Below are 12766 nucleotides of genomic sequence, written 5' to 3'. Positions count from 1 at the left end.
ATGTTGAATTTTTTATTTTTCATTTAAATTTCAACAAAAAAAAACGGAAACCCAGTTTCCTGAATTTCCGTTTCCAACTAAAAAAAACTACTAACTATTATTCAGCTGTTAATTCAAAATCACCTTTAATTCTCACCATATCATTGATCATTGGTGCAGGGAAATTAGGTCCAACGTTGAAGTCAGATCTCTTCAAAGTTCCCAAAACCTGGTAACCATAAGTAGTTTTTTTATTCATCGGATTTACCGTAGAACCGCGGTAAACCAAAGTTAAAGTAACTGGTTTTGTAACACCGTGCATCGTAAGATTACCTTTCAAAGTGTAGTAGTTCTTTTTGTTTTTAGTTAAAGAAGTACTCTTGAATTCTAGAGTTGGGAATTTTTCTGCATCGAAAAAGTCTGGACTTTTCAAGTGGTTATCTCTTGCTTCAACATGAGTGTTGATCGAGTTTACATCAGCTGAGAAAGCAAGGGTAGAATTCGCAAAGTTTTTCTCATCTGCATTGATGGTTAAAGTTGCTTTGTCGAAATTTCCGGTGATGTCGTTAATTCCAAGATGAATTACTGCAAATTGAATTCTAGAGTGAGCCGGATCGTTCTTTAAAACTAATTGTGCAAAGGTGGAAACCGAAAATAACACAACGGTAATGAGGGATAAGATTTTTTTCATGATACTATTTTTTATTGTTAAAATTAATAATGCAAAGATATTTCCAAAATTTTTTGTTGGCGTTGCTGTAAGTTAAGAAATCAGTTGCAATTTCCATCGACGTCACATTGATCGCCATTGTTGATGATTTGTAAACCTTTGTCTCCTGCGGAAAATTCTGCAAAAGATTTTTCCAAAACCTCTAGGAAAAGTTCGGGTTGTTGCGCACCGGAAACGCCATATTTATCATTAAATACAAAAAACGGAACACCGGAAATTCCCAATTGGCGAGCCCGCAAGCCATCTTGTGAAACGGCGTGTGCAAAATCATCAGATTGTAAAGCGGCTTGAATTTCATTTTCAGAAAGTCCTACAGATTCCCCGATTTCCAAAAGCGTCGCTTCATCATCGATATTTTTTCCATCGATAAACTGGGCTTTAAACATCGCTTCTTCCATTTCATTGCCTAAGTTTTTCGAATTTGCAAGTTGAATGAGGAGATGCCCGCGATATGAATTCGCCACTTTTGAATCGTCAAAATTGAATTCAATTCCGGCTTCTTTTCCGGCATTTTTCACGTGCTCGTGCATGGCTTTAGCTTCGTTCAGTGAAATTCCTTTCACCTCTGTGAAATATTCATACGGATTTTTCTCTGGTTGTGTAACCAGGTTGGAATCCAGCTGGAAACTATGCCAATTGACCTCTATTTGGTCCGAATTGGCGAATTGTTCAAGTGCCTTTTCAAACTTTTTTTTCCCGACATAACAAAACGGACAGCGAATATCGCTCCAAATATCTACTTTCATAATAATCTTATTTTTAATGAAATGAGCATTTTTTTTATTAAAATTTTCATTCATCAATTAATGAATCAAAGATACAAACCTTCTGTTGAATAATTCTTGATGCAAGTTAATAAATCGATTTCATTATTTGCTGTGCATTTAGATAAAAAAATAGTTGACTGAAATCTGTTTATTACGACGTACGAAGCGGAAACACTAAGGAAATAAACAAGAGTTTCGTTAAATTATCTCCACTGTTTGAGCGACGCCCGAACTTTATTTTTTTATAACCTTTTTTTTTCAAGACAAAAGAACAAATAATCAAATAGGTATGTTGTTTTTGCTTTATGTACAAAAGGTTTTCATTATTCAATTCAAACGAAAAAATGAAGAACCAAATACCAAAAAGCCAGCGTAATAAAAGCTAGAGGAATTCCCACGCCAACCATCAAATTGCAGAGTTTCGGTTCCAATTTGTGTGCTGCAGCAATTATTCCTGCAGTAATCATCGGAGCCATCGCGGATTCCAAAATCGAGATTTCAATCATTTCACCGCTCTGTTTTAAAATGATAAAATAAAACAGAAAGATAAATGCTGGAAAGAGCATCAATTTAAATAAAAGACCCCAAAATAAAGGTTTGGTATCGGCGTCCAATTTCTGCCAATGAAGCTGACTGCCCACTGAAAATAATGCCAGCGGAACAGTTGTAGCTCCCAATTTATTTAAAACTTCATCAAGTTCATGCGGTATTTGAATATTTAAAACATTCAAAATAATTGCTACAGAAAATGCCAAAAATGGAGGAAACCGAATGATTTTTCCTGCAATGTGCGAAACTCTACTTTTGGTTCCTGAATAATAATTTGCCACTGCAATTCCCACTGTGGAAAGGGCTACAAAAGAACCGGGTTGGTCCACCAGCATCACGGTTTTCAGTCCACTTCCCCCGTAAATCGCCTGAATGACCGGAATTCCTACAAACGAAGTGTTTCCGAAACCGGCACACATGATTAGCGCGCCGATTACGGATTTCGACCAGTTCATTTTTTTACCAAGAACGCTGAAAAAAACCATTGCCAAAAAAATATTCAGCCACGCAACAGCCACTGGAAAAACCACCTCGTAACTGATCACGATTTTCGGGATGTAATACAGCGAAAGCGCAGCAAGTGAAATATTAATAACAAAGGAGTTCAGCGCGACATGACCGTTTTCCGGAAAAAGTTTTGCTCTTCTGAAAAAAAATCCCAGAAATAAACAGAGAAACAGCAGAATAAGATTAGCCAACAATTCTATTTTTACGTTTGCAAACTTTCCAAATATGCATTCCAGCCGGCAATTTTGTAATTAAGCGCTGCTTTTTCGGCGTCATCGGCTTTGTAAATTCCGCGGCCAACGATCATGAAATCGGTTTGTAAATTCCTGAAAACGTGTTCCGGTGTGTTGTATTGTTGCCCTTTTCCGTCACCAGAATCCGATAAATTCACACCGGGAGTGAAAAGTAAAAGTTCTTCCGGCAATTGTTTTTGGGAAACGCCACCAATCACATTCGGGTGAGATTGAGCCACTTTCAGCGCTTCTTCCTGATAATTTTTATCTGTTAAAGTTCCTTTGGACGACATTCCTAAAATCGCTACAACTCCCACATTCAGGAAGCAATCCAAAGAATCGTAACCGCCAATCACATGAGAAGTCACGAAATCTGCCCAGTTTGAAATCTTATAAATTCCATAAGAAAACTGCAATTCCTGGGTGTTTCCGATGTCGGCAAATTTTCGGTCTTCCATCAAAAGGAAATTATATTTTGTGGCCAAATCTTTCAGCGGAAGAATGGTTTTATCGGGATCGAAATCGGTAATAATGTCAATATGGGTTTTGAGGGCAACGATGTGCGGACCTACTTTTTCAGCAAAATCCAATAGTTCCTGAGTGGTAATGACATCAGCGGAAGCAATCAGATTTGATTTTTTTTCAATCGAAATTTCCAATAGTTTTTTGGCAACAGAATGTTCTGCATTTTCGAGTTTCTGCTCATAAGTTGGGCGTTTTTTCTCTTCAAATTTCACCACATTTCCTTTCAGAAAGTCATCAATTCTCGTTACTTCATCATCGGATAAATGATTTTCTTCCTTTAAAATTGAGCAAACTTCCGAAATCGTAAACAATGTATGAACGCGATAACCTTTGCTTTCGAGCATTTCTTTTCCACCTTGTTGACGGTCCAAAACAACCACAATATCCGAAACCGAAATTCCTTCATTTTCAATTTCCGGAATGGTTTCCAGAAGCGATTTCCCACTCGTGATGACGTCTTCCACCAAAAGGCAGTTTTGACCTTTCTGGAAGATCCCTTCAATCATTTTCTTAGTGCCGTATTCTTTGGCTTCTTTTCTTTTGATAATCAAAGGAAGGTAGCTTTCCAGCGACATCGCCGTTGCCATCGGAAGTGCAGCGTAAGGAACACCACAAATGAGGTCGAAATTATCCAGCGGAAGCATATCCAAAAGATAATTGGCGAGTCGTTTTAATATTTTAGGATCGGAAGCCAGTGGCCGAAGATCTACATAAAATGGGCTTTCAATACCGCTTTTCAGGGTGAAACGTCCGAATTTGATAATGCCGAGTTTATAACACTCGAGAAAGAATTCCTTTTTATTTTCCATTTACTTTTTACTTTAGGACAAAGTTAGGGTTTTCAGAGAAATTTTTCGCGTTCTTATTAGGTTAAAAAATCTTAAATATCGTAGATAAATAATAGCAAAATACATTGTTTGCTATTTTTTTTAACCGCAAAAGAGACAAAAGAAATGATGGAAAAACAGCATTTCAAAAGACAGCAAAATTCTAAAATGTAATTTTGCTCACTTTTTAAAACCTTTAAACCCAAAAACTTTTGTCACTTTTGCGGTAAAAAAGATTAGAAAGTTAAGAAGTTAAATAATCCAATCAGCATGAATAATAAGTAGCCGTCGTGTCTTTGTGTAAAAAAATAGAAAGCAGAATCCACAAAAATATAATTCCATTTACTGTCTTTGTGTTTAAAAAAAATCCGCCGAATCCCCAAAATCCGCGAGAGAAAACCTCACGCAAATCCAGCAGAATCCTTTTGAAAGCGAAGCGTCTTTGCAGGGCTAAAAACATCCTCCATACATCATCCTCCATCCTCCAAAAAAAAGCTTTTGTCGCTTTTGTGGTAAAAAAAATTAGAAAATGGAATCCACAAAAATATAATTCCATTTAGCGTCTTTGCGTTAAAAAAATCTGCTAAATCCCCAAAATCCGCGAGAATAAAACCTCACGCAGATCTAGCCAAACTCTTTTGAAATCGAATCAACTTTGCAAAAAATAAATCTTTTCTCTTTCTTCTTGCTTCTTTCCTCTCAAAAAAGCTAACCCTCCGATTTCCTCATTCTTTTCCACAACTTAAATCCCTCAAACCAAATTACGGATGCAAATGCCACCAATGCAGCAAACCCAATCTCCGATGCGGAAAGCGTGGTAACTTTGAAAAACCGAGTCACCGGATCAATGAAAAGAATTGCTGACAAAAACAAAAGGGTGACAAGACTTACTGCCAATTGTATTTTGGCGTTTCCGGTTATTTCTGCTCTTCTCATTTCAGCGTAATTGCATCCTTTGGCCTCACAGCATGCGGGACCATTTTTTGTAATGGAATGGTCGAAATCTTCAGGCCTCTTTTAAGATGATTATTAAGCAAAAGATTAGCGATGCTTTTGTTTTGGGTTTTAGAAACATTCATTCAAAAATCAAATTTATTGCAAAGCTGGCTCATTCCCGATATGCACATGCTCTGAAAAAATTTATATCTTCGTAGGGATTAAAATTTAATTTCATGAAACGTAATTTTTCCTTTCTGTTCATCCTGATTTCTTTATGGGCTTATTCCCAAGTTGAAGAGAAAAAACTGGATGAACTGATACAAAATACTTTAAAAACCTTTGACGTACCCGGAATGTCGGTGGGCATTATTAAAGACGGAGCATTGGTTTATGCGAAAGGATTTGGCGTAAGTTCGCTTACCTCCCAAAAGAAAATGGATCAAAATACCCTCGTGGGAATCGCTTCCAATTCCAAAGGGTTTACCGCAACTGCATTGGCCATTCTAGCCGACGAAGGCAAACTGAGTTTTGACGATAAAGTCACCCAATACCTCCCGGAATTTCAGATGTATGATCCCTACGTTACCCGAAATATCACCATCAAGGATTTAATTACCCATCGAGCAGGACTCGGTTTAGATCAGGGCGATTTGATGTTCTTCCCAGAAGGCGGAAATCTTACAGTGAATGACATTATCCACAATGTTCGGTACCTAAAACCTGAAAACGATTTCCGCACCACTTTGGATTACAACAACATCATGTTCATCGTAGCAGGTGAAATTATTCACCGTGTTTCTGGACTTTCTTGGGCAGAATTTATTGAGCAGAGAATCATGAAACCGGTGGGGATGAACTCCAGCTTCGGAAGCTATAACCGCGCTAAAGCAGCGAAAGTAACCAACATCATCGATGCACACGCTCCGGTGGATGGAAGAGTAGTAGCAGTACCTCATGACTGGAACGAAACAGCCAACGCAGCCGGTGGAATCATCAGCAACATCACCGATATGGCGACTTGGGCGGAGTTCTTAATGAATGGTTTCACCACCAAAGACGGCAAGAAACTCGTTTCAGATAAACAAATTCAGCAACTGTGGAACCTACAGATTTCTACACCTGTAGCACTTAAAAATGCTTATGATTCTAATTTCGGGGGCTATGGTTTGGGCTGGTTCCTTACTGATGTTAAGGGGCATAAACAAGTATACCACACCGGTGGATTAATTGGTACTGTAACTCAATTTACCCTGATTCCTGATATGAAATTGGGTATTGTGGTTCTTACGAATCAGCAGAGTGGTGCGGCTTTCAATACCATTACCAATACCGTGAAAGACGCTTACCTCGGTGTTCCAGATCGTAATTGGCTGAAAACCTATGGCGACAGAATGGCGAAAATTGATGCCGATTTCACCAATGGGAAAAAAGCGATTTTTGCAAAAGCAACTGCTTTCCAGAAAGAAAAAAACCTTCAACCTAAACCGGAACAGGTAGTAGGAACTTATCGTGATGAATGGTTCGGAGAGGTAATTGTAGCGCAGGAAGGAAAAAATTATAGGATTTATTGCAAGAACTCTCCGCGTTTGAAAGGTGAACTTCTACCTTATAGCAACACTACCTTTATTGCAAAATGGGATGATAGAAGCTATGATGCTGACGCTTTTGTGATCTTTAATTATGATGAAAACGGCAAAGCGCAATCTGCTAAAATGAAACCTATTTCAGATATCACCGATTTCAGTTTCGATTTCGAAGATCTCGATTTGCAGCGCACCAAGTAATTAGAAACATCAATAATTAATAAAAAAGTCACAGGGAACCGAAATTCTCTGTGACTTTTTAGTTAGCATTTACCACAAAAGTTACAAAAGTTTTGATCTGGTAAGATGTTGCAAAGATCAAAAAAGTGCAGTGAAAGTTCTTCCCGATGATAAAACTCAAGCCTAAATTATCCTACATTATTGTCTTTGATAAGTGAAACACCTTTGCGTTCTTATTTAGTAATTGAGAAAAAAGATATATAACCCACTTATCGTTCATTAGCAGCATTTGAATTGTGCAAAAGTCTTTGCTAACTTTTGCGGTAAAAGAAATTCTTTAAAATCAGTGGTCTTAGAATACGGCACTTAAAGCTTAGATCTTCTTCGGCTCATAAAAAAACAGCAACTTCTTCTTCGCACCCTCAAAATCAGCCCACGACTCACAATCAACCTGAAACCCTGCAACCCCGCACGTCGGGAACGCAAATATATCCCCGCTCATCATATTGGCAAAATTCGAAATCCCGTTGTTATGCGAAAACATCGCCACGGAATTCACGTCATCGTTCAAGTCATAAATCACCGATTCGAAGTTGTTTTCATTGGCATTATAGAGTTTTCTATTGGTTAATATTTCAATGTGATACGTTTCGTTGAAAATTTCACAAGTATGTAAAGCGCGCAAAGCCGGACTGGAAATGAACTGATCGATGTGGATTCCGTTTTGCATTAAGTAAGCAGCCATTTTATGGGCGTTTTCAATGCCTCGTTCGGCCAATGGACGATCGAAATCATCGGTATCTTCGGGCCAATCGCTTTTGGCATGGCGCACCAGTATAAGTGTTTTCATACGTATCGAAATTTTGGAAAATTAAAATTAATCAAAAATTTAACAACTTGATCATTAATCTGCTTTAAGATGATAAATTTCACTCACTTTAGGTCTTTTTTTTAATGAAAATAAAAAAATCCATCATAATCTTATTGGTTTTTAAATAATTAAAGTGTGCTTTTCTAACCGTTGAGGCTTAGTTTTTTTTAATTTTGTGCGCAAAGACAAATATTTGTAAATTTGCAGACTATGGGGCAAATAATGGCGGTTGATTACGGAAAAAAAAGGTGTGGAATCGCGGTAACGGATGATATGCAGATCATTGCGACCGGATTGCCGACCGTAGCTACCCAAGATATTTTTGAGTTTTGTACTGCTTATTTTGCTGAAAACAAAGTGGAAGAAGTAGTGGTTGGCTTACCAACTGATTTGAAAGGAAACCTCTCGGAAGTCGAGCACGATATCCTGGAATTTATCAGGAAGTTCCAAAGCCAATTTCCGGAGATTGCGGTGCACCGTTTTGATGAAAGGTTTACCTCCAAAATGGCTTCATTTTTTATCTCCCAAAGTGGAAAAAACAAAAAGAAAAGAGAAGAAAAAGGGTTGATTGACAAAGTAAGCGCTACCCTGATTTTGCAAAATTATTTAGAACAGAAACAAAAATGATTTTACCAATACGTGCATTCGGCGATGCAGTTTTAAGAAAAACCTGCCACAATATCGATCAGGGTTATCCTGATCTCCATGAACTCATTCAGAACATGTATGAAACTATGGAATCAGCACACGGTATCGGTTTGGCAGCGCCACAGGTTGGATTGGATATCCGCCTTTTTGTGGTGGATCTTTCGCCTCTTGCGGAAGATGAAGATTATGCCGATATTGCTGAAGAATTGAAAGATTTCAAGAAAGTTTTCATTAATGCTAAAATCCTCGAGGAATCTGGTGAAGAATGGAAATTTAATGAAGGTTGTCTTTCCATACCCGATGTTCGCGAAGATGTGAAGAGAAAAGAAACCATCCTTATCGAATACTACGATGAAAATTTCGTGAAACATACCGATACTTTCTCCGATATGAGAGCCCGTGTAATTCAGCACGAGTATGACCATATCGAGGGAATTCTTTTCACCGATCACCTAAGTTCTTTGAAGAAAAAACTAGTAAAAGGCAAATTGGTGAAAATCTCTCATGGTGACGTAGCTGTAAACTATAAAATGAGATTTCCAAAATAAGTAAAAACGAACAACGGAAGTTTTATCAATCGGTAATCCGCTTTAAATATCATAAAAATTCAAACAAAAAAATAAGAAAATGCAGTTAGAAAAAATAATTTCAATCTCTGGAAAACCAGGGCTTTACAAATTAGTTTCACAGTTGAAAAATGGTTTTATCATTGAAGATGTTATGACCAAGAAGAAAGTAAGTATTGGCAATACCTCACAGGTTAGTTTGCTAGATAACATCGCGATGTTCACTTTCGATAAAGAGGTTCCTTTGTTTGAAGTCTTTGAAAACATTGCAAAAAACAACGATTATAAAGAAACCATTTCTCATAAATCTTCAGATGCTGACCTTAGAGCTTTTATGTTGGAATCGCTCCCGGATTACGATACCGAAAGAGTATATGTTTCCGACATCAAGAAATTGGCGCAGTGGTATAACATCTTGAGCAAAGCAGGCTACATCACTCCTGAAAGTTTTGTGAAAGCGGAAGACGCTACAGCGGAAGGTGCAGAAGAAAAACCTGCTAAAATCGAGAAAACAGAAACGAAAAAAGCAGCTCCGAAAGCTGAAAAACCTGCTGCCCCAAAAACAAAAGCAGCTACTTCAACTGCAAAAGCAGCTCCGAAAAGTACCCACAGAAAAATGGGATAATCTCTTTTTCAATCATCATTTAGCTTTGTCAAAGTTTGTAACTTTGACAAAGTTTTTGTTTTCAGGAACATCGTTTTCAGAACTCAAGCATCTTTAATTCCCAATTTAATCCCTTTTCCAATGAATACCAAAGAACAGAAACTCGAAGCTTTTTCAAAATTGTTAGATATTATGGACGATCTTCGGGAGAAATGTCCGTGGGACAAAAAGCAAGATTTACAATCTCTGAGACCCCTTACTTTGGAGGAAGTTTACGAACTTTCGGACTCATTGTTGAAAGAGGATTTAACCGAAATTAAAAAAGAACTCGGCGACGTGTTGCTGCATTTGGTTTTTTATGCGAAAATTGGTTCCGAAAAAGGCAGTTTCGATATCGCGGATGTCATCAATTCTTTAAACGAAAAACTCATTTTCCGTCATCCCCATATTTACGGAGATGTTGAGGTAAAAGATGAAGAAGAAGTAAAGCAAAACTGGGAAAAGTTGAAACTGAAAGAAGGCAATAAATCGGTGCTTTCCGGTGTTACCAAAGGAACTCCGAGTATGGTAAAAGCTTTTAGAATTCAAGAAAAAGTAAAAGGAATTGGTTTTGAATTTGCCGATGCCGAAGACGCCTGGAAAAAAGTAGATGAAGAACTCGCGGAGTTCCACGCAGAAAAAGATTTAGCAAAAAAAGAAGTGGAATTGGGCGATGTTTTCTTTTCGCTGATCAATTACGCCAGAATCTTAGGAATCAACCCAGATTCTGCTTTGGAAAGAACGAATACAAAATTTATCGACCGATTTCAGAAGATGGAAAATTTAGCGGATCAAAAAAAAATAAAATTAGAAGATTTATCACTGGAAGAAATGGATCTTCTTTGGGAAGAAGCCAAATTACTGAAATAATGCATGCATGAAATTTAATCACCGGCTCAACACCCACGTACAAGCTTTTTTAGAATTAAAGAAAAGCGAAAGACTTTGGCATTTTCCTCTTTTGGCAGGACTTTGCGAAGAACTCGATTAAAGAAGAAAAGATACACCGAATTGGTCGCAAGTTTAATCATTGGATTTGCGATGTTTTTAGGATTGATGATCGGGCATTGGTTGGAAATGAAAAGTGCCTATTGGATTCCGGTTTCCGCATTGGCAATACTTCAAGGCAAAGATCTTTTCCATTCATGGCAAAGAAATCTGCACCGAATTATAGGAACGCTCCTAGGAATTGGAATTACATGGTTGCTGCTTTCTGCAAAACCTTCCGGTTTGGAACTGGTTTTCCTCATCGCGGGGTTGCAATTCATTGTGGAAGTATTGGTCGTTCGAAATTATGGTTTGGCAGTGATTTTCATTACGCCATTGACGATTTTCTTGGCAGAAAATGCTACAGGATTATTTACCGATGTGAACGAATTGATGGAAGCCCGAATTTTAGACACCGTTATAGGAAGTTTAATTGGCGTGTCAGTAGGATGGATATTGCATCATAAAATTTTGGTCACCAAACTTGAAAAACAACTTCGCAGCGCACAAATTCAATGGCGCAGAAAATAATAAAATCCATCTCAGCATTGAGGCGGATTTTTTTTTGAAAAAAATAGTCTTAATAATTCATAATATTTTTTTAAAACAGGGCGTATTTTCAATTCGGATTTTGCGTATATTTGATTCTGTTCAGTATGAACCTATACTTTCGACGGCGATTACATCAAAGGTACAGCTCTGGTTTACGTCACCAAAAATTTCAACGCTACCGGTGGAACCATCAACATAACTGAAAAAACGGACTCCAAAGTTTCAGGAAAATTCGAAGCTACCGGAACAGGAAACGGAATTACAAAAGTTTACGGAACGTTCACAGGTATTCCGGTGAAATAAATTTTCTGCCAAAATCATTCTTGTAAATGCAATATTTTCCTCGGATGAAAAATTTCTTATTTTGTGCTTTTTCATAGATAAATTTAATTTCAATTCATTAGAAAAAAAAATCCAGTTGAGCAGATCAACTGGATTTTTGTTTAAAAATATTTTCATTAAATATTTCTTCTAGGAAAGGGTAGTTCTTAAAAAACTTCCGCTCAACAACACTTTCATTATTGAACTTCTAGCGATCAACTGAAGTATTTTACCGAGCAGCTATTGATAAAACTTTGTATTACTCTTTTTTATGATAATCTCCGGCTAAACTTGAACCGCCTCCACAAAAGTAATTTAATGCGAATCTATCATCAAATTTCGAAGTAAATACTTCAGCTGTTTTATCCTTAAATAAAATCGTCATCGTGCCTTTTAAATCTTTATTGATGGTTTTTAAATCAACATCAATCTGATTATTCACTAACTTTCCTTTGCCTTCAAACGTACACCCTTTCACAGCGCCGGTAAATGAAATCTTGACTGAATAAATACTGTCATTTTCAGATTTCAATTCCAGAATTTCGTTGTAACCTTTTCCGTTCACATTGCTATGATACGTACCGTTCAACTGAGCGGGCGTATAAGCTTTTACTTCTTTAAAAATATAATTTTTGGCTAATTCACCGCTAACTTCTTTCTTGTCAGCATCCAATCTTATCAACGTTTTGTTGGGTTTTACCAGATAATATTCTTTGGGCGAATTTGGGATCGTTACTTCAATAATATCATGATTCTTGTTCCAGGTACCATACTCGTTTTCAGAAGTACCGTCGATGTCTTAATACGAGGTACTTTTAACCGCTTTGTTGTCTTTTTGAAAGGTAATATAGGTTTCGATTCCCATACAATCTGCGCAAGGCAATGTTGCCGTGTAGATTCCTGAAGGAAAATCATTATTTTGCTGTGCCTCTGTTTTTGTCTGCTCTTTATTTGCAGTGTCAACGGTTGATTTACTGTCGCTGCAAGAAACAAAAATGGTGGTTAATGCTGCTACGGTTAAAAATTTAAATCTGTTCATTATTTTTTTTATTGAGATTAATTTAAAATGTTTGATGACCTAAATAATGATTTTAAAAAGGCTACAACTCCCTTACAAAAAAGTGACCATTCTAGAGGTCTCTTCAGGATTTTTTTGAAAATTTTTGCGATGAAAGTGGAATGTTGGAAACTAATGAAGGTTTTGTCCAGCAGAAGTTACATTTTCGACTTATAAACCCAACGAAACTCTGATATGTTATTATTTTAACTCGTAGTGCATTATTAAATTAAAGATACTTTAATTTTGTTCATTTTTCTATTAAATACAAAAACATTTACAAATTGAATAAAAGTTAGAGC

General features: G+C 37.1%; 11 protein-coding genes and 2 pseudogenes. 6 read left to right on the top strand and 7 right to left on the bottom strand.

Annotated features, from left to right (window positions below):
- Positions 1-97: 97 nt before the first annotated feature.
- The 5 genes and pseudogenes from AP75_RS11210 to AP75_RS11185 form a co-directional block, all read right to left on the bottom strand.
- The gene (locus tag AP75_RS11210; protein ID WP_088264738.1) at positions 98-670 is read right to left on the bottom strand and encodes a YceI family protein; all 573 of its coding nucleotides are present in this window, start codon (positions 668-670) and stop codon (positions 98-100) included.
- A gap of 230 nt (positions 671-900) precedes the next feature.
- Positions 901-1455 (bottom strand): annotated as a pseudogene (locus tag AP75_RS11205) (DsbA family oxidoreductase); the annotation flags it as partial.
- Between the two features lie 353 nt (positions 1456-1808).
- Complete coding sequence (locus AP75_RS11200) at positions 1809-2723, bottom strand: AEC family transporter (RefSeq protein WP_031504254.1); 915 nt, start codon at positions 2721-2723, stop codon at positions 1809-1811.
- 11 nt (positions 2724-2734) lie between these two features.
- Entirely contained in the window at positions 2735-4099 is a 1365-nt protein-coding gene (gene pyrF, locus AP75_RS11195) for an orotidine-5'-phosphate decarboxylase (RefSeq protein ID WP_031504256.1), read from the bottom strand.
- Between the two features lie 726 nt (positions 4100-4825).
- Positions 4826-5053 carry a cation transporting ATPase C-terminal domain-containing protein gene (locus tag AP75_RS11185; protein ID WP_031504258.1) on the bottom strand — a complete coding sequence of 76 codons (228 nt, stop codon included), beginning with the start codon at positions 5051-5053 and terminating at the stop codon, positions 4826-4828.
- Between the two features lie 236 nt (positions 5054-5289).
- Between AP75_RS11185 and AP75_RS11180 the strand changes: the two genes are divergently transcribed.
- Entirely contained in the window at positions 5290-6840 is a 1551-nt protein-coding gene (locus tag AP75_RS11180; RefSeq protein ID WP_088264734.1) for a serine hydrolase, read from the top strand.
- 352 nt (positions 6841-7192) lie between these two features.
- Here AP75_RS11180 and AP75_RS11175 read toward each other — a convergent pair whose 3' ends face one another.
- On the bottom strand, positions 7193-7669 hold the full coding sequence (locus tag AP75_RS11175) for a SixA phosphatase family protein (RefSeq protein ID WP_031504260.1): 477 nt from the start codon (positions 7667-7669) through the stop codon (positions 7193-7195).
- Positions 7670-7900: 231 nt separating this feature from the next.
- Between AP75_RS11175 and ruvX the strand changes: the two genes are divergently transcribed.
- From ruvX to AP75_RS11150, 5 genes are all read left to right on the top strand, one after another.
- Positions 7901-8317: a Holliday junction resolvase RuvX gene (gene ruvX, locus AP75_RS11170; RefSeq protein ID WP_031502224.1), complete on the top strand. Its 417-nt coding sequence runs from the start codon at positions 7901-7903 to the stop codon at positions 8315-8317.
- On the top strand, positions 8314-8886 hold the full coding sequence (gene def, locus AP75_RS11165) for a peptide deformylase (protein WP_088264732.1): 573 nt from the start codon (positions 8314-8316) through the stop codon (positions 8884-8886). Before ruvX ends, def begins: the two co-directional genes overlap by 4 nt.
- 79 nt (positions 8887-8965) lie before the next feature.
- Entirely contained in the window at positions 8966-9529 is a 564-nt protein-coding gene (locus AP75_RS11160; RefSeq protein WP_088264730.1) for a DUF5606 family protein, read from the top strand.
- 120 nt (positions 9530-9649) lie between these two features.
- Positions 9650-10417, top strand: a complete 768-nt coding sequence (mazG, locus tag AP75_RS11155; RefSeq protein ID WP_088264728.1) for a nucleoside triphosphate pyrophosphohydrolase — start codon at positions 9650-9652, stop codon at positions 10415-10417.
- Positions 10418-10519: 102 nt separating this feature from the next.
- Positions 10520-11065: an FUSC family protein gene (locus tag AP75_RS11150; protein WP_221404539.1), complete on the top strand. Its 546-nt coding sequence runs from the start codon at positions 10520-10522 to the stop codon at positions 11063-11065.
- 601 nt (positions 11066-11666) lie between these two features.
- Here AP75_RS11150 and AP75_RS14780 read toward each other — a convergent pair.
- Positions 11667-12446: pseudogene (locus AP75_RS14780) on the bottom strand (copper resistance protein NlpE).
- Positions 12447-12766 lie beyond the last annotated feature (320 nt).

Source organism: Kaistella haifensis DSM 19056, from assembly GCF_000735695.2.
GTDB classification, from domain to species: Bacteria; Bacteroidota; Bacteroidia; order Flavobacteriales; family Weeksellaceae; genus Kaistella; species Kaistella haifensis.
The sequence above is the reverse complement of the archived record's forward strand: the minus strand, read 5'-3'. Positions and strand labels throughout refer to the sequence as shown.